The sequence below is a fragment of the Nonomuraea aurantiaca genome (assembly GCF_020215705.1).
GTDB lineage: Bacteria > Actinomycetota > Actinomycetes > Streptosporangiales > Streptosporangiaceae > Nonomuraea > Nonomuraea aurantiaca.
Window position 1 is genome coordinate 38,035 of sequence record NZ_JAIWNB010000030.1, and the last position, 23,102, is coordinate 61,136.

Consider the following 23,102-nt stretch of genomic DNA (forward strand, 5'->3'; position numbering starts at 1 on the left):
TCGCTGAGTTTGGCCGGGCCGAAGGCCCCAATCTTGCGAGGCGGCCCACGCGTTGATCAGACCTTGCCGCTCTTCTGCAGCGCCTGGGTAAGCTCTTCCTTGGTCATGGATGAGCGGCCCGGGACCTTGGCCTCCTGGGCGCGGTGGTACAGGTCCTCCTTGCTCGGTTCCTTGGCTCCTCGGTTCGGCTTCCTCGACTTGCTACCGCCCCCAAGCTTGCTACCGCTGCCCGCCTTGTGACCGTTCCCCACCGGAAGACCGTGCTGGATCTCCTGCGCCTTGCGTTCGCTGAAGGCTCGGCCGAGCTCGTTCAGGCGCTCGCGGGAAACCGCCTTCTTGAGCGCTGGGAGGATCTCGCTCTCCTCCTCCTGAACGTGGTGGGTGACCGCCTGAACGAGCTCGTTCAGCAGCGTGTCGAACTCCGCCGTGTCGGTGTCGACGTCCAGGAGGCTGAGCAGCATCCGCTCTGCCTGGTGGTGTTCCTCCGCTCCCTCTCGGACCTGATCCTTCTCACTGGGTACGGTCTTGGCGATCTCCGGGTAGACCAGTTCCTCCTCCCCTCTGGAGTGAGCGACGAATTTGGCGGCAAGTTCGGCCAGGAGGGCCGGACGATCCTCGGTGTCCTTCTTGAGCCGGCCGAAAAGCCGCTCCACGTCGCGATGGTCTGACTTGATCATGCTGATGGCGTCCAATGTCATGGCTCCCCCTCTCTGGCGCCCCGTTACCCGGCAAGGACGGTCGTACGCGAAGTTGGAGGACAACGGAGCAGTTGTTTGCGCTTCTTGGACACGGGCCGGGCACGCGACGCGGACACCGCTCATTCGCGCGGCGCGAGTTGCCGCAGGAACGCCCGCACCACGGCCTGTCGGCCCGCCGCCGGGCTGCGCCACAAGTGATCCGCTCCAGAGGCCAACCGCCGCGCCGGGCCTGCGCCGCGTCGTTGTCGGTGCCCGGCCAGCGCTCCTCGTACGGAAACGTCGTTTCGAACATCGCCTCGAAGAGCTTGCAGCATCAACATCCCAGTCGATCAGCTTTCCGTTGCGGCTGACACGCCGACGCTCTGCAGGACGGTCGCGGCAGATCGCTCCCGCGGAAATGCGAGCACGGCGCGGTTGCCGCCGACCGTCCCGAAAACCGTCTTCGGGATGGCGGCATAAAGCCTCGATACGCGCGCCGTCCTGGAATACCTGCTGTCGACGTGCCGGAGATTTATCGGTGAAAGGTCTACGACAGCGTGGCGACAGCGATCGTTGCGATGATTCTCAACATGTCGGCAATCGACCGAAGGACGATCTGGTCGTAAGCACGCCGACGCGGAACTGCGAGTGACACAACGAATTGGTGAAATCACCAACGGCGCCAACCAAAAGGAGGAAAGAGAAAAGGCACACAAATGCGCCGGCTGGTTGGGTGGCCCACAATCGGCCATCCGGCATGGCGATCAGCAGGTACACGTAAAAGAGAGGATCACCACAATGGTACGTGTAGAGTCACGCAATCTCCTGGCCCGGATGGGGGCGATCCTGGCCGTGGCTGCGGTTGCGGTCTCGCTCGGCCCGGTCAAGGCCGATGCGACGGCCGCGGGGACAGGGGCAGACCGCTACTGCGCCGTTCTCATCGGTAAGTCGACGGAGGAAAAGCCCTCGCCGGTGCTTGCTCGCGCTTGCGATGACAGCTCGGCCGCCAATGCGCGGGAGAAGATGCTCCAAGTGACGTCGAAAGACGGCTCGAACTCGACAATGAAGCCGCTCGCGGCCGACCTTTTGATGACCTGGTATTCGGACACCGATTACCACGGGGCGTCGACAAACGTCTTCGGCGACGACGGTCCGTGTGACCGCGCGGGTTACCGGCTAGACGTGAACAACACCACGTTCGGCCTCTGGAGCCACATCCTCAGCTCGGCCCGAGGCTCAGGTCCTTGCAACACCGCGAGGTTCGCCAACAGAGCGGGCACCTCCTCCCAGGAGTTCGGGTTGCCGGTGCCCTACCTCGGGTCGCTCCTGAACGACAATGTCGGGACCATCTGGGTCTACAACCGCTGAGCAGTACCCGGCTTCACGCTCCATTCCGTGGGTTCCAGGGCTGAGATGCCCTGGGACCCGCAACGTTGATGCGATCTCTCTTATCCCCCAGGCGGCCACCGCCAGGGCGCCATGCGGCGGCGGAACGCAGCAAGGCGGATGGCACCTGGACATACCCACCGCGGGCCTGCCAGAAGGTGGGGCATCATCTTGGGCGCCCGGGCTGCGGCCTCGTAGGGTTGCATCCACGGAAGTGGACGACGGCGACCGGCACTCCAGCGCGCTGCGCAATACCTCAACCGGATGCTCGACTGCCTGTACCACTGCCTGCGGAGACGCAAGATATACGACGAACCATGGGCCCTTCCGGTTCGCCAGAACGTCACGGCCTGACGTGTCGGGTACAGGCGATCAGATCAAGATCAAAGGTTGTCCGGCAAGTGCCATGGCAGGACGACCGGCTCTGCCGGGAGGTCTCCGCCAATGAGACGTTCCAGCAATGGAGCAAGCTCCCCCGGCACGACCGGTTCGGTTGCCGAGGCGAGCTCAGACGGCGTCCACCAGTGGAAACGGTCGGTCACCGCGCGTTCTTCCTCGTCCATACCGGAGGTATCCACCTCCAGCTCATGCACACGCAGCACGAAGTAGGAGTCGTGTCCGAAAAAGTCCTCGCCGTGCATGGACCATGTCCCTGAACTTGTCGCCACCACCGGTCCAAGAGCCTCTGGGTCTACAACATGACCGAGCTCCTCACGTAGCTCCCGGGCAGCCGCTTGCCGCGGGCTTCCCCGGGGTCGATAGCGCCTCCGGGCGTGAACCATGCGTAGAAAGGAGCCTCCACCTGGAGCAATAAGCCGCGGTAGAGCAGAAGCCGATCGACATGGTCGATCAGTAGCACACGGGCCGACGATCGAGAGATCATCCTGTACATAGAAACGATCATATGGAGGGCGGCGGCACCAGCCCTACCCTCGAAAACTCGCTCGCCAGAAGAAGCCGCCTGTTCCAAATCCCCTTGTCACGGCCATGACTTGACGCTTGGGCAGATACGGGACCCGGCTTGGGGGGCCCCTTCACGATCATGCGCCCAGGTCGGTGTAGCGGAGCGGGGTCCAGCGGTGGGCGGGCAACACACGGTGACCGGTCGGGTGTGGTCGCTCTCGGCGCGGCGGGCCGTCCAGCGCAGCGCCGCCCAGTGCCGGCGGTAGCTGGAGGGGCCCAGTGGCGGTCATCCAGTACAGGCCAAGCCCTTGGAATGGTAGGACCACAACGTCTGCGTCGACAGATAGCACACGCCGAACTTTTGGCGTTGTCGTTTCCCACGCTGTCCACTGGTCTCCACTGCGGCTAGGCGGCAGGGGTTGCCGCTGCGACGCTGGTGGCGGCGCGGATGAAGGCGGCGACCGCGGGTGAGCGGGAGTGTTGCGGCCAGGCGAGGGCGAGTTCGAGGGGTGGGAGGTCTGCGACGGTCCGGTAGGCGATGCCCGGGCGGGGATGGCGGCGGGCGACCGAGACGGGCGGAAACCAGATGATGCTGCCGACCTCGATGAGGCTGAAGATCTGTGACATGTCCAGGCGCCGGGGGCGGTCAGCGGGGGAAGCGTTGCTCGTGGAGCGGGGCGATTGCCCGTCCTGGCCGGCGGGTGATCCGTCGGGGAGGATTCTGCCGCCAAGGTCGGCCAGGCGCAGTTGAGGACGATCGGCGAGCGGGTCGGTCGCCGCCAGCGCGACCAGCCGGGGTTCGGACAGCAGCGGTTCGCTGTCCAGGCCGTGGTCGTCGAAGGGCCGCGGCAGCAGCGCGATGTCAGCACGCCCCTGGCGCAGGGCCGGCAGCTGTTCCCCGCGTCCGCCCAGGACGAGATCCACCGGGAGGGCGGCTTCCTGTGTGCGGTAGGCGGCGAGGATGGCGGGGAGGAGCCCGCCGTCGTAGTCTGCCTTCAACGCCACGCGCAGGACAGGCGTGGTCTTTCCCGCGTTGCCGGCTCGCTCCGCGGCGGCCGTGATCGCGTCGAGGGCGATGCGGGCATCCTCCAGAAAGGTCTGCCCCGCCGGGGTGAGCCTCACCTGCCGGGTGGTGCGCTCCAGAAGCTGGACGCCAAGCTGTCGCTCCAGATTGCGGATCGCGCGGGACAGCGGCGGCTGGGCCATGCCCAGTCGTTCCGCGGCGCGTCCGAAATGCAGCTCCTCCGCGACGGTCATGAAGTAGCGGAGCTGCCGCACCTCAAGGTCACTCATACCTTCAGGGTATCAGTGCGATCCGAATTGATCCTTCTGATTCATCGCCGACGCGCCTTTACTGGGCAGCGCCAAGAGGAACCATGAGGGCCCGGCCGTTCGTCCGTCGTGCCCATGGTCGCCGCTCATGTGCGATGGGGAGCTGTCGTGATCGTTGTTACTACGCCCACCGGTCAGATCGGCGGGCAGGTGCTCAAGCGTCTCGTGGCCGAGGATGCGCCCATCCGGGTGGTGGTTCGGGACGCTGCCCGGCTGCCCGTGGCATTGCGTGAGCGGGTCGAGGTCGTCGAGGGCTCGCACGGGGACCCGGAGGTGGCCGCGAAAGCGTTCGACGGTGCGCGGGCCGTGTTCTGGCTGACGCCGCCAGACCCGCGGGCGCCCTCGCTGGAGTCGGCCTATCTCGACTTCACCCGGCCGGCGTGCGAGGCCCTGCGGGTCCAGCGGGTCGAGCGGGTGGTCGGCATCTCCGCCCTGGGCCGCGGCACACCGCTGGCGGACAATGCCGGACATGTGACGGCTTCGCTAGCCATGGACGACCTGATCGGGAGCACGGGCGTGAACTACCGAGCTCTGACCATGCCCTCCTTCATGGACAACGTGCTGCGCCAGGCAGAACTGATCAAGACCCAGGGCACGTTCACCTCGCCCATCCGTGGCGACCGCAGGATGCCCGCATGCGCGGTCCGCGACATAGCCTCGGTCGCTGCGGATCTGCTCCTGGACGAATCCTGGAGCGGTGTCGGCGAGGTACCTGTGCTCGGCCCCGAGGACATCTCCTTCGACGAGATGGCGCAGATCATGACTGAGGTGTTGGGACGTCCCGTGCGCTTTCAGCAGGTCCCCGGTGAGGCGTTCAAGGAGCGGATGACGCGGTTCGGCGCCTCCGAGGCCATGGCGCAGGGGCTGCTCGACATGGCACTGGCCAAGGACGCCGGTCTCGACAACGCGGTGGCGCGCACCCCGCAGACGAGCACACCGACCAGTTTCCGCCAGTGGTGCCAGGACACCCTCCTCCCCGCCGTCACCGGCCGATCCGCGGAAGGAGCAGACTCATGAGCGATGTACGAACACGCGGCATGATGACCGAACGACAGGTCACGTCCATGCTGGAGGGCTTTGCCGACGCCTTCAGCCGTCAACGGCGCTCCCCGATCCTGCACACCCCCGCTGAGCAGGGACTGGACTGGGAGGACGTCACCTTCCCCGCGCGGGACGGTGTGCCCTTGGAGGGCTGGCTCATCCCCGCCCCGGGCTCGGACAGGCTCGTCATCGCCAACCACCCCATGGGTTTCACCCGCTCCGGCCTGCCCGCCCACCTGGAACCGTGGCACGCGCAGTGGGCGGCCAGCGGCAACGGCTTCGAGATCGACTTCACCCCCGACTACAAGATCCTCCACGATGCCGGATACCACGTGCTCGCCTATGACCTGCGCAATCACGGCCACAGTGGTGAAGGCAACGGTGGGATCACCTCCAGCGGCATCTACGAGGCCCGCGATGTCGCCGGTGCGCTGGACTACGTACGACGCCGTCCCGACACGCGTGACACAGCCATCGGCCTGTTCAGCCGATGCCTGGGGGCCGGCTCGACCTTCGCCGCCATCACGCAGTTCCCCGACGCGTTCGACGGCGTACGCTGCCTACTCGCGGCCCAGCCCGTAACCGCTCGCGTCATCATCGGACGGCGCCTGGCCCTGATGGGACTCTCCGACCGTCTGGACCAGCTCGAGCAGCTCATCGTCGCGCGCACGAGCATCGGCTTCGCCCGCCGCGACCCCGCTCAGTGGGCGAAGAACATCACCATTCCCACCTATCTCTACCAGGTGCACGACGACGTGCTCACCCACCCGAGCGACGTACAGACCATGTTCGACAACATCCCCACCGCCGACAAGAAGCTGCAGTGGATCGAGGGCACCACCGCCCGGTGGGACGGCTACCTGGAGTTCCAGCGCCGCCCGGCACCGATGCTCGACTGGCTCGCCACCCATCTGACCGACTGACACCTGCTCCGTCCCACCTGGCGCCGCCAGGAGAAACCTGAACGTGGATCTGTCCGACCGCGTCGTCCTCGGCGGACAGGGTCTTTCCGACGCCGGGTGGACCGTAGCACAGGCCGATGTAGCGGCTGGTGCGGACGGTGTCGGCGAACTCGCAGAACATGCGATGTTCTTTGGTGGAGATCAGGTCGGAGGGTGCAGGCTCGGAAGGTCGGCCCGCCACGGGCTGGGGTTGTTGGGGTTGGAGCGTTTGGGCATGAGTGCCTGCTCCTCTACTCCTCGCGGTAGATCTTCAATCGGCGCCGGGCCAGGGGTTCGGGCGGGGTTTGGTCGAGAGGGGCGGTAGGCCGGTGCGGTGGGCCAGCAGCTGGTCGACCAGACTGGCGTAGTCGGCGAGTTCCTGCTTGAGGTGGCGGCGGTGAGCGCGCCGGGCAGCGATGATCTCTCTGAGGTTGATGGTGACGCCGGCCAGTTCCGGGCAGATGGCGCGGCAGATGAAGGCGTCGCGGTGGAAGACCCGTAGTTCGGCCAGGTCGTGCGGGTCGTAGCGGATGATGACGGGTTCGCCGACGAAGCCGGCCAGGGTGGGACCGAGGTAGCGCAGGCCGAAGGCGGAGGTGATCGACCGGCTGGCTGCCGAGCCACGGGTCGGATTAGCGGCCGCAGATGGGGCGGCGACGGAGGTCGCCGACGGGCCAGGTCATGCGTCGGTCCTCCTTTCGGTGACGTCGCGGGCCGGTGTGGCCGCGATCCAGGAGCTGAGGATGCGGAATTTTTCCTGGGTGGGTGACCCGGGCGGGGCCGACCAGGTGATGAGCTGCTGGTCGGGGTCGCCGGCCCATTGGAAGGCGTCCCAGTCGAGGGTGAGGTCGCCGAGTTCGGGGTGGTGGATGGTCTTGGTGCCGAACTCCTGGTGGGCGACGTGGCGGGCGGCCCACCAGTGGCGGAACTGCGGGTCGGTGACCGACAGCTCGCCGACCAGGGCTGCGAGCCGGGGATCGGTGGGGTTGTCGGCGGCCTGCATGCGCCGAGCGCGAGGACCTGTGGAAGGCGCTGGACTACCTGCGCCCCGGCGACACCCTTGTGGTGCCCTCATTGGATCGGCTGGGCCGTTCCCTGCAGGACCTCATCTGGAACCCTGCCAAAAAGCGTCGCGCGTCACAGCGCCCTGTAGGTCACCACCGACGTCACCGACCACGCGGAACTGCACGCCCTTGTGCGCTGCACCGCCACGGGCCCGCTACTCCTGCCCCCAAGCGGCCCGGACTGGAGTCAGGTCAGCGCCCTGCGCCAGTGTTCGGTGACCGAGTGTCGCAGTCGTTCCGTGTCGACGGCCTCGGGATCGAGAAGCCGTTGCAGCCCGATGCCGCGGAGTTGCCCAACTACGGCGATCGCGACCTCGTCGGGTACGACATCAGGGCGGACGGTGCCGTCGGCGATTCCGGCGGTGACGTCCTCGCGCAGGTCCGCGCGGAACGCCTCATCCCGCTCACGGAAGATCGGGGTCAGTTCGGACGCCGTGGCCGCCTCGGCCCACAGCAGCAGGAAGGCGCGGTTCAGTACGCCCACCTGTCCGAGCATTCCGACGTATCCGCCGATCAATCGCAGCAGACGGTCCAGACCGGGCGGCAGGCCGTCGAGCCCGGGCACGAAGCCGGTCTGTGATGCCTGAGCCAGGCGTTCGAGAAGCGCCTGTTTGGATCCAAAGTGGTGGGTGACGAGTCCCCGGCTGTAGCCGGCTTGCTCGCTGACACGCGCCAGCGTCAGCGAGCGGACCCCCTTTTCGACGACCAGTGCGGCGGCGGCGTTGAGCAACGCGGCTTCGGCCTCGTCGCGGCGCTGCTTCTGAGTGCGGCGAGCGGTGGACATACGGGGAAGCCTATAACAAACTTGTCAGCTGACCAACAAGTATGTAAGAGTGACGGCCTCAACCGAATGGAGGTCTCCAATGATCGAGATCGATGAGCGCGCCCTGGATGTCCTGCTGGCCGAGGATCCGGGTGGTCCCGTAGTGATGCTGAACCTGCTCCGGTTCCGCCCGGACGGTGGTCGCGAGAGCTATCAACGCTACGCCGAGGCGCTCGGCCCGGCGCTCAACGCACGATATGGGCTGCAGGTGGAATATCTGGGGGACGGCGAGCGGCCGCTGGTCGCCGAGGACGGGCAGGCCTGGGACATGGTGGTGCTGGTGCGCTACCCGAATCGGCAGGCGTTCGCCGACATGATCCGCGACCCCGAGTACCGCGCGGTGTCCCATTTCCGCAGTGAAGCGCTGCTGGAATCCGTCCTGCAGCCGACCGTGCCGCTCACGGCTGTGGCTTGATGCCCACACCCCCTCTGCACGGCAATCCCGAGGCAGGGGCCTGAGATCCGCCACCACTACGACACCGTCCGGCAAGCGCAACGCCTGCGCCTCACGACAGCGCCATCGGGCGCACGGCTGACCATGACGACGAGCCTGGCGTACGGGATGGTGGTCCCGGCGGCGCTCGCGCTTTTCAGCGGGCGAGCGCCCGGTTGCGGGCATCGACGCGGTAGCGGCCCGGCGCCTGGTCGTGGGTACGGGTGAAGGCGCGGCTGAAGGCGGGAACGGAGCTGTATCCCACGGCGGCCGCGACCTCCTCGACGGAGTCATCAGTGTCGCGGAGCCGGACGGCGGCCAAGTCCATCCGCCACTGCGTCAGGTAGGCCGCGGGGCTCTGCCCGATGGCCGCCGGGAAGCGCCGCGAGAGCGTCGCGCGCGACACCGCGATCGCGGACGCGAGGGTGGCGGTCGTCCATGGCCGTGCGGGATCGTGATGAATACGCTCCAGTGCCTGGCGGACGATCGGATCGCCGAGCATGCCCAGCCAGGTCCCGCGCTGCTCGGCCGGCCCGGTGGCCAGCCAGGCGCGCAGGAGCTGGATCAGCATGATGTCGACCAGGCTGTTGAGCACGGCCGTCGTCGCGATCTGCGGATGGGCGAGCTCGCGGCCGAGCAGGCGTACGGCGTCGTCGAAGCAGGCGGCCCCCACGTCGGCGCTGACGTGCACGAGGTCGGGAAGCCTGGTCAGCACCTGGGTGCGTACCGCCGCATCGCAGTGGTAGTGGATGGTGACGATTCGCGTACGCACCGGCGGCGAACCGAGCCGGACCACCTCACCGCTCTGGCGTGCGCGTGCCGCCGCCTGCTGGTCGCACGCTCGGGCCTCGGTGCCGGGCTCGTTGCCCAGGCCGTGCCGCGTCCCGGCCGGGAGCAGAACGACGTCGCCTGCGGCCAGCTCCCGTGGCTCACGGCCCGCGACGGTGAGCCAGGCGCCGCCCGCAGTGACGGCGTGCATCGCCGCGCCGGGATAGTCGTTCAGGATCAGCGCCCAGCTTCCACCCGCCTCGATCCGGGTGCCCAGGGTGCCACGGACACCGGACAGCTGGAGCACGTCGGCCAGGAGATCCATGAGGTGATCGTAGCCGCTGAATGAGGCAAATAGCTATTTTTCTGCGTCAGAAAGGCATCGACTGATGCACCTCGCGCTTCGTACGGTTCTTTACGCCCGGACTCATCGGGCCTGACCCCAAGGAGAGACATGCGACTGCATGGAGCCACTGCCCTCGTCACCGGCGCCAACCGCGACCTCGGCCGGCATTTCGCCGAGCAACTGCTGCGCCGGGGCGCGGCGAAGGTGTACGCCACCGCCCGCCGTCCGGAGCTCGTCGACCTTCCCGGGGCCGAGGTGCTGCCGCTCGACATCACCGACCCGGCGTCCGTCGCGGCGGTGGCGGCAGTCGCCGGCGATGTCGACCTGCTGGTCAACAACGCCGGGGTCTCCCTGGGGGTGAACCTGGTCGACGGTGACCTCGACCAGATCCGGCTGACCCTCGACACCCACTTCTACGGCACTCTCGCCATGATCCGGGCCTTCGCCCCCATCCTCGCCGAGAACGGCGGGGGCGCCATCCTCAACGTCCTGTCGGTCCTGGCCTTCCAGAGCTACGACGGCAACAACGCCTACGCCGTGGCCAAGTCCGCGCAGTGGAGCCTGACCAACGGGGTCCGGCTCGAGCTCGCCGGCCAGGGCACCCTCGTCTCCGGCCTGGTGTTCGGGCCGACGGCCACACAGACCATGAAGGCCTACGCGGAAAGGGTCCTGGGGAGCGCACTTCCGGACAGCGTGATGAACGACCCGGTCGGCATCGTCCGCACCGCCCTCGACGGGGTCGAGGCCGGGAAGATCGAGATCATCGCCGACAGCTTCGGCGCCGCCGCGAAGGCCTCGCTTGCCGGCGACCCTCGCGCCTTCGTTCTGGAGACGGCTTCCGCCGAGTGACGCACTGGGCCGGCCGCGGGCGGGCAGGGAGCAATGGTCGGCGCCCGCGGCGAGGAGTTCAGCGCGATCATCAATCCGCTACAGGCCGCCATCCTGGCCGTGGGTACGACGACGTGGACGCCGATTGTCGCCGAGGACGGCGGCCTGGAGACGGCGCATTGGCGGCCCGATGGTTCGCCGAGCGGGAGGTCTTCTTTATCTGACGGCCGCGAACGCCACAGCCGTGGTGGAGGCGATGGCCGTGGTGAGGACCACCATCAGGAGCACCGTCCCCAGCGGGTTCTTCCGCGGGCGCGGCGGCGGGGCGCGATAGGCGCGTACGTAGGCGACCGGCGGCTTGGGGGTCGGTTTGATAGTGGGCGTGGGCTTCGGCGTCGGCTTCGCCGGCTTGACGCGGACGGGCTGGGGCGCGACGTGGGGCACCCGCACGGGGTTTCGGATCGGCTGATGGGCCGGCCACTGGGTCGGCTTGGGTTTCGCGGGGCGGGGGGTGATCACGACCCGCACCCTGGGCGTCGCCTTCGGAGTGGCGACGGGGCGCGGCTTCACGATCACCACGGTCGGCGGCTTCACCCCGGTCGGCGGCTTCACCACAGTCGGTGGCTGCGCCGCCGGTGCCGCGCATTTCCCGATGTGTACGCTCACCAGCGGCACGTCCACACAGACGGTCGCCTCGACGCCGACCTTTACCGACACGTCGCCCGGATCTGGGTCGGCCGCGGCGGGAGCGCTCGCCGACAGCGCCAACAGCGTGCCCGCCATGAGCAGCGGCATGCGCCAGGCCCCCACGGTCACACGCCTCCGGCTATCCGGGCGAACTCCTGCAGCGCGCCTTTGTACGCCTCGGGCCCCACGGCCAGCGGCCCGTCGAAGGCGTGGGAGATGTCCCAGGTGAGGTAGACACCGAAGCCGAGCATCGCGGCCATCGCCAGCAGCGGCAGGACCGCCAGCCCCGTCGGCCGCGCTCCGGCCAGGAACGGGAACAGCACGACCAGCAGGCCGGTGAGGATCGTCAGGGCCAGCAGCCCGTCGGGCGGCGTCGCGGCGGCGTCGGCGGTGCGCTGGGCACGCGCGGAGGCGAGCGCCGCGAGGTGGTCGAGCACCGCGGTCTTGGCCTCCTTTTGGTCGGCGGTCACCTGCAGCGCGGCGACGCGGGCCCGGAGCGCGTCGAGCCGCTCCGTGCCGACGGGATCCATCGAGCCGCGCTGCATGACGGGCCACTCGTCTCGGACGACGAAGGTGATGTAGTCGCGCAGCCCGGCGCGCACCACGTCGGGGGCGGTGCCAGGCAGGCCGGACGCCGACCAGTAGGCCTCCACGGCGGCCTGGCTCTCGGTGTGCGTGTTCTGGCCGGCGGTGTCGGCGGTGGTCCACGGCACGATGATCGCGATGGCGAAGACCAGGAGGAACAGGGCGGACAGCATCGCGCCCGCGTGGCCCGCCGACGGTCCGCCGGCGTCGTTGTCGTCGCTGCCCTTCTTCGTGAGCCTGAACAGGGTGGCCGCGAGCGCCACCACACCCACCGCGGCCACGGCCGCGATTACGTATTGCAGCATAAGGATCTCCCCAATCCCCACCGAACACCGAGCGTGACATTACTATCACAGACCGCACCGCTACTCAGGGAATAGATTGCGGTACGGAACGTCACTGATCGGTAACGGTCAGGCGGAGTTTCCGCTGCGATGGTCGATCAGTTGCCGGTGGTCAGGACCATGCGGAAGCGGGCCTGGCCGGAGAGCATCTTCTGGAACGCGGCCTGGGCCTCCTCCAGCGGAACCTCCTCGATCCACGCCCGGACACCGCTCTGGGCGGCGAACCTCATGGTGTCCTGGATGTCGACCGCGTTTCCGGAAGCGTGCCCGTACACCCGCCTGGCCGCCCCCACCAGCTGTAGGGGCGTGACGCGCAGCGGTTCCATGTCGACGCCGACGATGATCAGCTCACCGCGGCGCCCCATGCCCTCGACCGTCGCGGACATCGCCTCGGCGTTGGTCACCGTCGCCAGCACCACGGTGGCTCCCCCGCACGCCCGCAGCGCGTCGGCCACCGGCGCGGTGGCGCTGTCGACGTAGTGAGCGGCGCCGAGCTCGTGGGCCAGCGGCGCCTTGTCGGGACCGCGGGCCAGCGCGATGGTGTTGAAGCCCATCTTCGCGGCGAACTGGACGCCCAGGTGCCCCAGGCCGCCCAGACCGAGGATCGCGACGGTGTCGCCCGGACGCGCGGAGCTGTGGCGCAGCGCGTTGTACACCGTCACGCCGGCGCAGGCCAGGGGCCCGGCCTCCACCGCCGTTAGCTCGTCCGGGATCGCGGCCAGGGCGACGGCCGGCACCACGACGGAGTCGGCGAAGCCGCCCGCGTACGCGGCGCCCGGCACCTGAAGCTCGGGGCACAGGATGCCGTCTCCCTGCCGGCAGGCGTCGCAGTGACCGCAGCTGCCTCCGTACCAGCCGACCGCCACCCGATCACCGACGGACCAGCCGGTGACGTGGTCGCCGAGCGCGTCGACGCGTCCCGCGATCTCGTGCCCCGCCGTGACGGGGAAGGTGGTGCCCGGGAGGTGGCCGGCGGTGATCATCGCGTCGGAGTGGCACACCCCGCACGCCTCGACGGTGATCCGTACCTGGCCCGGGCCCGGCTCCCGGGTGTCCGCCCGGACCAGGGACAGTATCCCGCCGGGCGCGCTGACCTGCATGGAACGGTGCGTGGCAGAAGAAGACATGGCGTCTCCTTTTCGTCTCATGGGAAGCGGCGGCCTGCGGAGAGGCCGTCACAAGTCCATCGTTCCACTCAGCGCTTTGACCAATTGTCTGACCCCTGGTAAACCCCGACCTGCGGAGCCGGATTCCTGACAAGTCCCGTTGCACGGCCCCGGCGGCTGGACGGATCGCCGAGGAGATCTCGGCGTTCGGCGAGAAACGTCCAGCCTGACGCTCCGTGTCAGGAAGTTATCGGGAGCATGGGCGGCGTGAACCTTCTCAACGGCCGCAGATTCGTGATGGTGAGTTCGACGGCGAGCGTGGTGGACCAGGAACGGCCCACCGCGTTCGACTACTGGGAGGCCGACGGGGTGGTGTGGGGCAGCTACACCGGCGACACCGTCACGCACGGCCGTTTCGTCGGCACCAGGGACGGCGACCTGGTCTCCATCGCCTACGCGCACGCGCTCAAGACCGGCGGCAAGGCGGGCGGCCAGAGCAACAGCCGCATCGAGACCGAAGCCGACGGACGGCTCCGCCTGGTGGAGGAGTTCCAGTTCGAGGGCGACGACACCCGGCACGTCAGCGTGTGCACCGAGGTCGTCACCCCCTGACCGCCCAAAGGGCCATCGATGCAGGTCAGCCGTCCTTGCGCAGGGCGGCCCTTCCCTCCGCGGCGCCGACGAAGCGCATCTTGCCGAGCGGCACGTCGCCGGGGGCCTCCTGGGCCGCCCGCCGTGCCGGACGGGCCTTGTCACGGTCGCTGGGCAGCACGTACGGCCGCCTGAGCACCTCGTCCAGGATGAAGACCGTCTCGGTCGCCTTCACGGCCGGGATGTTGGCCAGCCGGTCGGTCACCATGGCGTGGACCTCGGCCACGTCCGCCATCCGTACCTGGATCATCGCGTCGTGCTGGCCGGTGGTGATCGCGCAGTACTCGACCTCGGGCATCCTGGCCAGCTCGGCCCTGAACTGCTTCCACATCTGCTGCCGCACGGTCACGAAGATCAGCGCGGTGATGCCGAGGCCCGTCCTGACGTGGTCGATCTCGGCGGTGAACCGCTTGATCGCGCCGTCGGCGCGCAGCGCCTCGAAGCGGGTGTAGGCGTTGGCCCGGGAGATGCCCACCCGCTCGGCCAATGACGAGACCGAGATCCTGCCGTTCTCCCGCAGGACCTCGAGGATCTTCAGGTGGACCGCGTCGAGCTCCAGGCCGATGCCGATCCGTCCAGGCTGACCGCTACCGCTGGCACCATTCCTGGAAATTTCACTCATAGTTACCCCCAGCCCATTTATATACGTCTCAGCGACCGCACAGTGCCTGGACGTTCTGCCCGACAATCCTCGACATCTTTCGGCCAACCGTCCAACTGGAGGACTCAATGGCGACCCGCTCGCAGACGGCGGCTGTGCTGCTCGCCGGTGCACTCGCCCTCGCCGCCTGCGGAAGCGGCGGTTCCCAGACCCCCGCCGCGCAGAGCGGCGGCAAGACCCTGGTGATCGACACGTCCTTCGACCTCAAGACGGCCGACCCCGGGCGCACGTACGAGCCGACCGGCCTGACCGTCGAGAAGGCGATCTACGAGACGCTCCTCACCTTCGACGGCGCCGACGTGACCAAGCCGGTGCCGGCGCTGGCCGAGTCGTACGAGCTGTCCAAGGACGGCAAGGTGCTCACACTCAAGCTCAAGCAGGGCGCGACGTTCGCCGACGGCTCCCCCGTCACCGCGGACGACGTGGTGTTCTCGCTGAGCCGGGTGCGTGACATGAAGGGGACCCCGTCGTTCCTGCTCGATGGCGTCGAGGTGGCCAAGGAGGGCGACTCGACGATCACGCTGACCTCCAAGGCGGCCAACCCGGCGCTGCCGTTCATCCTGCCGAACCCGGCGCTCGGCATCATCAACAGCAAGCTCGCCAAGCAGCACGGCGCGACCGCGGACGCGCAGGACAAGGCCGAGCAGTACCTGAACGCCTCCTCCGCCGGCTCGGGCCCGTACACGATCGAGTCGTTCAACGTGAGCAGCCAGGTCGTGCTGAAGGCGAACCCGAAGTACTACGGCACCAAGCCCGCCTACGACAAGGTCGTCATCCGCAACGTCGAGTCCGCCACGCAGAAGCTGAACGTCCAGCGCGGCGACAGCCAGGTGGCGCTCAACCTGTCGGGCGACCAGGTGACCGGCATGCCGGCGAACCTGCAGGTCAAGAAGACCGCCTCGGCCAACGTGATCTTCCTGCTGGCCAACCAGGACGACAAGGTCAGCAAGACGACGCCGAACGCCAAGTTCGTCGAGGCCGTGCGCAAGGGCGTCGACTACGCGGGCCTGCTCGAACTGGCCGGTGAGGGCTCCACGCAGGCCCCCGGCGTGATCCCCTCTCAGCTGCTCGGCGCGCTGCCCGCCGACCAGGCGGCCAAGCGCGACGTCGAGGGCGCCAAGGCGGCCCTGGCCGCGAGCGGCGTGACCAACCCCACGGTGAAGCTGGAGTACCCGAGCGAGCTGACGGTCAACGGCCTGTCGTTCCAGCCGCTGGCCGAGCGCGTCCAGGCCAACCTCAAGGAGGTCGGCATCACGGTCGACCTGCAGCCCGCGCCGGTCACCACCGCGCTCGACAACTACCGCAACGGCAAGGAGGAGATGGGCCTGTGGTACTGGGGCCCTGACTACCCGGACCCCAGCGACTACCTGGCCTTCCTGCCGGGCAAGACGGTGGGCCTGCGGGCGGGCTGGAAGGCCGGCGCGGCCAAGGAGATCGAGGCCGCCGGTGAGAAGGCCGCGACCGCGATCGGCGACGACGCGCGCAAGCAGGCGTACGCCGACGTGCAGACGAAGCTGAACGCCTCGGGCCCGTTCATCCCGCTGATCCAGCCGAGCCAGAACATCGTGACCGCCGCCTCGGTGACCGGCCTCGAGTATCACCCGGTCTGGACCGTCGACGTCGCCCACCTCGGCGCGAAGTAGGCATGCCCACCACCGCCGCCCCGCCCCGCCCGTCCCGGCGGCGCGGGGCGCATCCCCTCGCCCGGTTCCTGATCCGGCGGATCCTCATGGCGCTCCTGCTGGCCTGGGGCATCACGCTGGTGACGTTCGTGCTGACGAACCTGGTGCCCGGCGACCCCGTGGCCGCGAACCTGGGCCAGCGGGCCCTGGGCGACCCGGCCATCGTCGCGCAGTGGCGCAGCGAGCACGGCCTGGACAAGCCGCTGTGGGAGCAGTACCTGCTGCATCTCCAGGGCGTCGTCCACGGCGACCTCGGCACCAGCCAGCAGAGTCACCGGCCGGTGAGCCAGGACCTGGCGGAGTTCGTCCCGGCGACGCTGGAGCTGGCCGGGGCGGCGATCCTGGTCTCCCTCGTGCTCGGCGTGGCCTTCGGTGTGATCGCCGCGCTGCGCAGGGACCGGCTGTCGGACCACGCGCTGCGGGTGCTGAGCCTGATCGGCATCTCGGTGCCGACGTTCTGGCTGGCGCTGGTGGCCTTCTACGTGTTCTTCTACCGGCTGCAGATCACCCCGGGCAGCGGCAGGGTCGACGCGGCACTGGGCACCGCCCCGGCCGTCACCGGCCTGCAGACGGTGGACGCGCTGCTCGCCGGCCGGTGGGACATCTTCGGCTCGGCCGTCGGCCACCTGATCACGCCGGCCCTCGTGCTGGCCCTGTACACGATCGGGCTGCTGACCCGCTTCACCCGCTCGGCCGTGCTGGAGGTGCTCGGCCAGGACTACGTGCGGGCCGCCCGCGCCAAGGGCCTGCCGGGCCGGACGATCCTGTTCCGGTACGTGCTGCGCTCGGCGCTGGTGCCGATCGTCACGGTCGCCGGTCTGGCGTTCGGCAGCCTGCTGTCCGGCACGGTACTGGTCGAGGCGATCTTCGCCTGGCCGGGCGTCGGCCAGTACGCCTACAAGAGCGCCACCACCCTCGACCTGCCCGCCGTCATGGGTGTCGGGCTGGTGGTCGGCGTCGTCTACCTCGTCATCAACCTGATCGTGGACGTGCTGTACGGCGTCATCGATCCCCGAGTGAGGCTTCAGTGAAACGGGATCCCCTGGCCCGCAAGGGCCTGACCGGGCGGCTCCCCCATGCCTGGCGGCAACCGCTGGCCATCGTCGGCGGCGTGATCGCGATCGCCTGGCTCGTGGTCGCGCTGGCCGCGCCGGTGCTCGCGCCGCACGACCCGCTGGCCCAGGACCTGCCGCGCCTGGCCGCCCCCGGGCCTGGTCATTGGTTCGGTACGGACCAGCTCGGCCGGGACATCCTCAGCCGGGTCATGCACGGCGCGCGGGTGTCGATCCCGCTGACGCTGATGCTGGTGGCGCTGTCGGTGCTGATCGGCGGCCTGCTCGGCGCCTGCGCCGGATATTTCGGGCGATGGGTGGATGAGACGATCATGCGGGTGGCGGACCTGGTGTTCGCGTTCCCGACGGTCATCCTGGCCATGGTGGTGGCCGCGGCGCTCGGGGCCAGCCTGACCAACGCGGTGCTGGCCGTACTCGTCGTGGCCTGGCCCGCCTACGCCCGCGTGACGCGCGGGCTGGTGCTGGGCGTGCGGGAGCGGGAGTTCGTGCTGAGCGGGCGGCTGCTGGGCTTCTCGGCCTGGCGCTCGCTGCGCGTGGACGTGCTGCCGAACGTGACGGGCCCGGTGCTCGTCCTGGCCACGCTCGACATCGGCACCGCGCTGCTGCTGCTGTCGGGGCTGTCGTTCCTCGGCCTCGGGGCCAAGCCGCCGTCTCCGGAGTGGGGCGCGATGGTGGCCTCCGGCGTGGAGGTCTTCGACAGCTGGTGGGTGGCGACCTTCCCCGGCCTGGCGATCCTCACCGTGGTGCTGGCCTTCAACTTCCTCGGCGACACGCTGCGGGACGCCCTCGACCCCCGTACGGCCCGCGCCATCAAGGAGCGTGCGCTGTGACCCTGGACATCACCGATCTGAAGGTGACCATCGGCGGCAAGGAGATCCTGCGCGGCGTGGACCTGTCGCTCCAGGAGGGCAGGGTGCACGGTCTGGCGGGCGAGAGCGGCTCCGGCAAGACCATGACCGGCCTGGCCGTCCTGGGCCTGCTGCCGCACGGCTCGCGGGCCACCGGCAGCATCGCGCTCGGCGACCGTGAGCTGCTCACGCTGCCGCCGAAGGAGCTGAACCGGGTACGCGGCGGCGAGGTGGCCATGGTCTTCCAGGACCCGGCCACGAGCCTGCACCCGATGCTCACGATCGGCAAGCAGCTCACCGAGCACATGCGCCACCACCTCGGCGTCGACAAGCGGGAGGCCCGGCGGCGGGCCGTCGAGCTGCTCGGCAAGGTACGCATCCCCGGGGCCGAGGAGGCGTACGGGCGCTTCCCGCACCAGTTCTCGGGCGGCATGCGGCAGCGCGTGGCGATCGCCATCGCGCTGGCCTGCTCCCCCAAGGTGCTGATCGCGGACGAGCCGACGACGGCGCTGGACGTGACCGTGCAGGCGGGGGTGCTGCGGCTGCTGCGCGGGCTCTGCGACGAGCTGGGGCTGGCCGTGCTGCTCGTCACCCATGACCTGGGGGTCATGTCGGCGGTGGCGGACGAGGTGAGCGTGATGAAGGACGGCCTGGTGGTGGAGACGGGGGCGCGCGGCCAGGTGCTGCGCGAACCCGCCCACCCGTACACCCGCTCCCTGCTCGACTCGCTACCCGACGCCGGATCCGACCCCGCTCCCGCTCCCCGTTCGGAGGATTCATGACGCTGCTGGCGATCGACGACCTGGTCGTCGAGCACCGCTCGCCCGGGCGCCCGATCGTCAGGGCGGTCGCCGGGGCGAGCCTGTCCGTCGGGCCCGGCGAGGTCGTCGGCCTGGTCGGCGAGTCCGGCTGCGGCAAGTCGACGCTGGCCCGCGCCGTCTGCGGGCTGAACCCCGTCACCGAGGGCTCGATCACCTTCGACGGGCAGCCGGTCACACCGCTCGGGCTGCGGCGGCGCAAGCTGACGGGCATCCAGATGGTGTTCCAGGACCCGTACGCGTCGCTGAACCCGCGCCGCCGCGTGGGCGACCAGATCGCCGACGGGCTCCGTACCTCCGGCGACACCGCCACCGCCCCCGCCGACCTGCTGGAACGCGTCGGGCTGCCACGCGACTTCGTGAGCCGGCACCCGCACGAGTTCTCGGGCGGCCAGCGGCAGCGCATCGCGATCGCCAGGGCGCTGGCGGCGCGGCCCCGGCTGCTGATCGGGGACGAGCCGATCTCGGCGCTGGACGCCTCGGCCCAGTCGCAGGTCGCCACGCTGATGCGCGACCTGGCCGTGGACTCGGGGGCGGGGCTGCTGTTCATCAGCCACGACCTGTCGGTGGTGCGGCTGATCGCCGACCGGATCGCGGTCATGTACCTCGGCCGGATCGTCGAGGTCGGGAACACGGCCGAGGTGTGGGCCAATCCCCGCCACCCGTACACGCAGGCGCTCCTGCGCGCCATCCCCAAGCCCGACGGGATGGGCGTGCTGCCCGCCGAACTGCCCGGCGACGTGCCGGACCCGGCCGACCCGCCGGCGGGCTGCCGGTTCAACCCGCGCTGCCCGCAGGTCATGGACGTGTGCCGGGACAAGGAGCCCGACTTCGGACCGGTCGCCTGCTGGCTGCACGAGCCCAAGTGACGGACCCCGACGTGACGGAACCCACCCAGGGACCGGTCCTGGAGCCCACCCCGGATCCGACCCTGAAACCCACCACGGACCCCGCCCTGGAGCTCACCATGGAGCCCACCACGGAACCCATCGCAGTTCCCGTCCTGGAGCGGCCCGGCCCGGAGCCGGTCCTGGAGGTCGTGCGGGCGGCCATGGCCGAGGCGGAGGTCGACGCCCTGGTGTTGCGGCCCTCGCCCGACTTCAGGTTCCTGGGCGGGCGGGGCGAGGGGTTTCTCGTCGTCACCCTGGACACGGCCGCCGAGACCGCCGACCCGGTCCCGCTCGTACCCCGGACCGCGCGGCGTGTCGGCGTGGACCCGGAGATGCGGGTCCGCGAGCTGTTCGGCCTTGCGATCGAGGCCGAGCTGGTGCCCGCCACGGCCGTGCTGGCGCCGCTGCGGCTGCGCAAGCGGCCGCCCGAGATCGAGGCGGTCCAGCGCGCCGTCGTGGCCGTGGAATCGGTGCTCGGCCAGGCGCGCGAGCTGTCCTGGTTCGGCGCCACCGAGCGCGCGATGGCGGCCCGGTTGCGGCTACTGCTGATGGAGACCGGCTGCGAGGAGGTCCTGTCGCTGCGGGTCGCCGCGGGCGAGCACACCGCGCGCCCCGCGCACCGCCCCGGCGGCCGGGTGATCAACCCCGGCGACGCACTGCTGGTGTCGCTCTGCGGCCGGTGGGACGGCTACTGCGCGGAGGTGGCGCGGGTGTTCGCCGTCGCCGAGCCCCCAGAGGACTTCGAGGCCATGTACTCCGTGGTACTCGCCGCACGGGCCGCCGCTCTACGCTCGGCGGCCCGGCCGTCGGCCGTCGCCGAGAGCGTGGCCAAGGCGGTCGGGGACGTGATCGACGGCAGCGGGTACGGCCGTTTCGCCGCCGCCCACTTCGGCCGGGGCGTGGGACTGGGCCACGACGAGGGCCCGCGCGTCCAGCCCGGCGACGGCACGCCGCTGGAACCGGGGATGACCCTGTGCCTGGAGCCCGCGATCTACGTGCCGGACCTGTTCGGCGCCCGGGTGGCAGACGTGGTCGCCATCACGGCGGCGGGCCCGACCCCCCTCGGCTCCGCCCACCACACCCTGCAGGTCCTCGACCGCTGACGCCGCACCCCGCCCCTCTGCGGCCTCGGCCAACGACCCGTCTAGGCTGATTGAGACGATCATCGGAGGGCGTCGTGGACCAGTTCGTGCTGCTCATGCTCATCCTGCTGGGCGCCCTGATCACGGTGCCGCTCGGTGACCGGCTCGGGCTGCCGCCGCCCGTGCTGATGACCTTGCTCGGCATCGTCCTGGCCCTGCTGCCGTTCGTGCCGAACGTGGACGTACCCCCCGACATCGTCCTGCCGCTCCTTCTCCCTCCCCTGCTGTACGCGGCGGTACGGCGGACGTCGTGGCGGCAGTTCGCGAAGAACTGGCAGCCGATCTTCCTCCTCGCCGTGGCGCTGGTGTTCGTGACGACGGCGGCCGTCGCGGTGACGGCGCACGCGCTCATCCCCGGCCTGCCGATCGCTGCCGCGGCGGCGCTCGGCGCGCTGGTGGCGCCGCCCGACCCGGTGGCGGCCACGGCGGTGGCGGGCCGGCTCGGGCTGCCCAGGCGGCTGGTGTCGCTGCTGGAGGGCGAGGGCCTGTTCAACGACGTCACGGCGATCGTGCTGTACAAGGTGGCGATCACGGCGGCGGTCACCGGCGTCTTCTGGTGGCCGGGCGCGCTGGGCGAGTTCGTGCTGTCGGCGGTGGTGGCGGTCGCGGTGGGACTCGGGCTCGGCTGGCTCGCCGGCCGGCTGATGGCCCTGCTGGGCGACGCCACGCTGCAGGTGGGGCTGTCGCTGCTGGTGCCGTTCGTCAGCTACGCGGTGGCCGACAAGTGGCACGGCTCGGGGGTGCTGGCCGTACTGACCAGCGCGTTCTACCTGAGCGACCGCATGTCGGACGCCGACGACGTACACGGCAGGTTCGCGTCCGCGACGTTCTGGCAGATCGTCGACACGCTCGTGACGGGGGTGGCGTTCGGGCTGATCGGGCTGGAGCTGCACAGCGTGTTCGGTACGGTCGGCGGCCGGCTGACCGAGGTGCTCGGCTGGAGCGCCGCCGTGGTGGGCGTCGTGGTGGTGGTACGGCTGGTCTGGCTGCTGCCCGCCGCCTGGCTGGCCAGGAAGACCCGCCGGGCCGGCGACGACGACTCCGAGGTGCCGCTGAGCTGGCGCGAGACGGTCGTCATGTGGTGGGCGGGCATGCGCGGCGTCGCCTCGGTGGCACTCGCCCTGGCCCTCCCCCTGAAGACGGAGGACGGGTCGCCCTTCCCGGAGCGGGCTGTGCTGGTGTTCATCGCGTTCGCCGTCATCCTGGTCACACTGGTCCTCCAAGGGCTGACACTGCCCTGGCTGGTGAGCAAGCTGGGCGTCAAAACCGACACCGCAGCCGAACGAGACCTGGAACGCCGCCTGGCCATCAGCGCCGCCAAGGCCGCCAGGAAACGGCTCAAGGAGATCGACGAGGCCGAGGACCTGCCCGAAGAGGTGGTGGAACTGCTCGCCAAACGGATGACGGACATCGGCATGCGCATCAGCGCCGAGGCCGCCGACGAGGAGCGGCGCGCGGCCTACGAGAAACGCGCCGAGCGGGTGCGGACGGTCAGGCGGGTCGAGTCGGAGATGATGTCCGCCGCCCGCCAGGCCGTACTCGACGCCCGCCGCGACTCAACCGCCGACCCCGAGGTGGTCACCCGGGTACTACGCCAACTCGACGCCCGGAGCATGCACTGACCTACCAGGCGAACGCCTAACCCGCTTACCCCGAGCATGTGCCGTTCGCTGCCATCGGACCGTGATGAATGAGTTGATCGAATACCAGCGTAGCGAGCCCCTCATACCTTCTTGACGACGATCGAGTCCGGGACCAGCTTCTCCACCTCGTCTACGTCCAAGGTAAAGACGGTGACATGCCCTGGGGGCATCGTCTTGACGGGCACGCGCTCGCCGAGCCACCCACCAGCCTATCGCCAGTACTCACCGATGAGCGTGCCCAAGCCGTATCCGCCCCAGCTCTCCCTGCCAACCTTGTAGAGGTCGTCGTGGCCGATGACCTCACTGCGCGGCATCCAGGGCGTCGTAAGGGACCACACCTCCATTGGCGACTAGCCTTTACCACAGCGTCCCACCCGCGAACTGTCGGGACCATTCCCGCGTGCTGCTGCGGACGTGCCAGCGTCGCAGA

24 protein-coding genes and 2 pseudogenes are annotated in these 23,102 nt (G+C 69.5%); 15 read left to right on the top strand and 11 right to left on the bottom strand.

Going from position 1 to position 23,102, the window contains the following annotated elements; genetic code table 11:
• Positions 1–56 precede the first annotated feature (56 nt).
• A complete protein-coding gene (locus LDL49_RS45310) occupies positions 57–698 on the bottom strand; it encodes a hemerythrin domain-containing protein (protein WP_225301128.1) in 642 nt (213 codons plus the stop codon).
• 627 nt (positions 699–1,325) lie between these two features.
• On the opposite strand from LDL49_RS45310, the gene LDL49_RS45315 reads away from it, so the two are divergent.
• Positions 1,326–2,045 carry a hypothetical protein gene (locus LDL49_RS45315; protein WP_225301129.1) on the top strand — a complete coding sequence of 240 codons (720 nt, stop codon included), beginning with the start codon at positions 1,326–1,328 and terminating at the stop codon, positions 2,043–2,045.
• 401 nt (positions 2,046–2,446) lie between these two features.
• Here LDL49_RS45315 and LDL49_RS45320 read toward each other — a convergent pair whose 3' ends face one another.
• Both LDL49_RS45320 and LDL49_RS45325 read right to left on the bottom strand, forming a co-directional pair.
• The gene (locus LDL49_RS45320; RefSeq protein WP_225301130.1) at positions 2,447–2,845 is read right to left on the bottom strand and encodes an NUDIX domain-containing protein; all 399 of its coding nucleotides are present in this window, start codon (positions 2,843–2,845) and stop codon (positions 2,447–2,449) included.
• Between the two features lie 526 nt (positions 2,846–3,371).
• Entirely contained in the window at positions 3,372–4,259 is an 888-nt protein-coding gene (locus LDL49_RS45325) for a LysR family transcriptional regulator (RefSeq protein ID WP_225301131.1), read from the bottom strand.
• Between the two features lie 147 nt (positions 4,260–4,406).
• Between LDL49_RS45325 and LDL49_RS45330 the strand changes: the two genes are divergently transcribed.
• The 3 genes from LDL49_RS45330 (at position 4,407) to LDL49_RS45340 (ending at position 6,782) form a co-directional block, all read left to right on the top strand.
• Entirely contained in the window at positions 4,407–5,315 is a 909-nt protein-coding gene (locus LDL49_RS45330) for an NmrA family NAD(P)-binding protein (RefSeq protein ID WP_225301132.1), read from the top strand.
• Positions 5,312–6,262, top strand: a complete 951-nt coding sequence (locus LDL49_RS45335) for an alpha/beta hydrolase (protein WP_225301133.1) — start codon at positions 5,312–5,314, stop codon at positions 6,260–6,262. Before LDL49_RS45330 ends, LDL49_RS45335 begins: the two co-directional genes overlap by 4 nt.
• Before the next feature lie 352 nt (positions 6,263–6,614).
• Positions 6,615–6,782 (top strand): hypothetical protein, encoded by a 168-nt coding sequence (locus tag LDL49_RS45340; RefSeq protein ID WP_225301134.1) that lies wholly within the window; start codon positions 6,615–6,617, stop codon positions 6,780–6,782.
• Between the two features lie 21 nt (positions 6,783–6,803).
• Here LDL49_RS45340 and LDL49_RS59465 read toward each other — a convergent pair.
• Positions 6,804–6,881 (bottom strand): annotated as a pseudogene (locus LDL49_RS59465) (Mu transposase C-terminal domain-containing protein); the annotation flags it as partial.
• Between the two features lie 78 nt (positions 6,882–6,959).
• Complete coding sequence (locus LDL49_RS45350; RefSeq protein WP_225301135.1) at positions 6,960–7,283, bottom strand: MmyB family transcriptional regulator; 324 nt, start codon at positions 7,281–7,283, stop codon at positions 6,960–6,962.
• Between the two features lie 17 nt (positions 7,284–7,300).
• Between LDL49_RS45350 and LDL49_RS59885 the strand changes: the two are divergent.
• Positions 7,301–7,378: pseudogene (locus LDL49_RS59885) on the top strand (hypothetical protein); the annotation flags it as partial.
• 153 nt (positions 7,379–7,531) lie between these two features.
• Here LDL49_RS59885 and LDL49_RS45360 read toward each other — a convergent pair.
• The gene (locus LDL49_RS45360) at positions 7,532–8,128 is read right to left on the bottom strand and encodes a TetR/AcrR family transcriptional regulator (protein WP_225301136.1); all 597 of its coding nucleotides are present in this window, start codon (positions 8,126–8,128) and stop codon (positions 7,532–7,534) included.
• A 79-nt stretch (positions 8,129–8,207) separates the two neighbouring features.
• Here LDL49_RS45360 and LDL49_RS45365 point away from each other — a divergent pair, with 79 nt between their 5' ends.
• Entirely contained in the window at positions 8,208–8,582 is a 375-nt protein-coding gene (locus LDL49_RS45365; protein ID WP_225301137.1) for a DUF1330 domain-containing protein, read from the top strand.
• Positions 8,583–8,757: 175 nt separating this feature from the next.
• On the opposite strand, the gene LDL49_RS45370 is transcribed toward LDL49_RS45365, so the two are convergent.
• Complete coding sequence (locus LDL49_RS45370; protein ID WP_225301138.1) at positions 8,758–9,693, bottom strand: AraC family transcriptional regulator; 936 nt, start codon at positions 9,691–9,693, stop codon at positions 8,758–8,760.
• A gap of 129 nt (positions 9,694–9,822) precedes the next feature.
• Here LDL49_RS45370 and LDL49_RS45375 point away from each other — a divergent pair, with 129 nt between their 5' ends.
• A complete protein-coding gene (locus LDL49_RS45375; protein WP_225301139.1) occupies positions 9,823–10,563 on the top strand; it encodes an SDR family oxidoreductase in 741 nt (246 codons plus the stop codon).
• A gap of 195 nt (positions 10,564–10,758) precedes the next feature.
• Here the strand turns inward: LDL49_RS45375 and LDL49_RS45380 are convergent, their stop codons facing one another.
• From LDL49_RS45380 to LDL49_RS45390, 3 genes are all read right to left on the bottom strand, one after another.
• Positions 10,759–11,358, bottom strand: a complete 600-nt coding sequence (locus LDL49_RS45380; protein ID WP_225301140.1) for a hypothetical protein — start codon at positions 11,356–11,358, stop codon at positions 10,759–10,761.
• Positions 11,355–12,119: a bestrophin-like domain gene (locus tag LDL49_RS45385; protein WP_225301141.1), complete on the bottom strand. Its 765-nt coding sequence runs from the start codon at positions 12,117–12,119 to the stop codon at positions 11,355–11,357. The genes LDL49_RS45380 and LDL49_RS45385 overlap by 4 nt, the downstream gene beginning before the upstream one ends.
• A 137-nt stretch (positions 12,120–12,256) precedes the next feature.
• Positions 12,257–13,285, bottom strand: coding sequence for an alcohol dehydrogenase catalytic domain-containing protein (locus tag LDL49_RS45390; protein ID WP_225301142.1), 1,029 nt, complete (start codon positions 13,283–13,285; stop codon positions 12,257–12,259).
• Positions 13,286–13,531: 246 nt separating this feature from the next.
• Between LDL49_RS45390 and LDL49_RS45395 the strand changes: the two genes are divergently transcribed.
• Complete coding sequence (locus tag LDL49_RS45395) at positions 13,532–13,876, top strand: avidin-fold protein (protein WP_225301143.1); 345 nt, start codon at positions 13,532–13,534, stop codon at positions 13,874–13,876.
• A 25-nt stretch (positions 13,877–13,901) separates the two neighbouring features.
• Here the strand turns inward: LDL49_RS45395 and LDL49_RS45400 are convergent, their stop codons facing one another.
• Entirely contained in the window at positions 13,902–14,537 is a 636-nt protein-coding gene (locus tag LDL49_RS45400; RefSeq protein ID WP_225301144.1) for an Lrp/AsnC family transcriptional regulator, read from the bottom strand.
• Positions 14,538–14,644: 107 nt separating this feature from the next.
• On the opposite strand from LDL49_RS45400, the gene LDL49_RS45405 reads away from it, so the two are divergent.
• From LDL49_RS45405 to LDL49_RS45435, 7 genes are all read left to right on the top strand, one after another.
• Positions 14,645–16,219, top strand: a complete 1,575-nt coding sequence (locus LDL49_RS45405; protein WP_225301145.1) for an ABC transporter substrate-binding protein — start codon at positions 14,645–14,647, stop codon at positions 16,217–16,219.
• 2 nt (positions 16,220–16,221) lie between these two features.
• A complete protein-coding gene (locus tag LDL49_RS45410) occupies positions 16,222–17,289 on the top strand; it encodes an ABC transporter permease (RefSeq protein WP_225301146.1) in 1,068 nt (355 codons plus the stop codon).
• On the top strand, positions 17,286–18,161 hold the full coding sequence (locus tag LDL49_RS45415; RefSeq protein ID WP_225301147.1) for an ABC transporter permease: 876 nt from the start codon (positions 17,286–17,288) through the stop codon (positions 18,159–18,161). The genes LDL49_RS45410 and LDL49_RS45415 overlap by 4 nt, the downstream gene beginning before the upstream one ends.
• Positions 18,158–18,961 carry an ABC transporter ATP-binding protein gene (locus tag LDL49_RS45420; protein ID WP_225301148.1) on the top strand — a complete coding sequence of 268 codons (804 nt, stop codon included), beginning with the start codon at positions 18,158–18,160 and terminating at the stop codon, positions 18,959–18,961. Before LDL49_RS45415 ends, LDL49_RS45420 begins: the two co-directional genes overlap by 4 nt.
• Complete coding sequence (locus tag LDL49_RS45425; RefSeq protein WP_225301149.1) at positions 18,958–19,866, top strand: ABC transporter ATP-binding protein; 909 nt, start codon at positions 18,958–18,960, stop codon at positions 19,864–19,866. Before LDL49_RS45420 ends, LDL49_RS45425 begins: the two co-directional genes overlap by 4 nt.
• An 11-nt stretch (positions 19,867–19,877) precedes the next feature.
• A complete protein-coding gene (locus LDL49_RS45430) occupies positions 19,878–20,990 on the top strand; it encodes a M24 family metallopeptidase (protein WP_225301150.1) in 1,113 nt (370 codons plus the stop codon).
• Positions 20,991–21,064: 74 nt separating this feature from the next.
• Positions 21,065–22,651, top strand: coding sequence for a Na+/H+ antiporter (locus tag LDL49_RS45435; protein ID WP_225301151.1), 1,587 nt, complete (start codon positions 21,065–21,067; stop codon positions 22,649–22,651).
• The last annotated feature ends 451 nt before the right edge of the window (positions 22,652–23,102 follow it).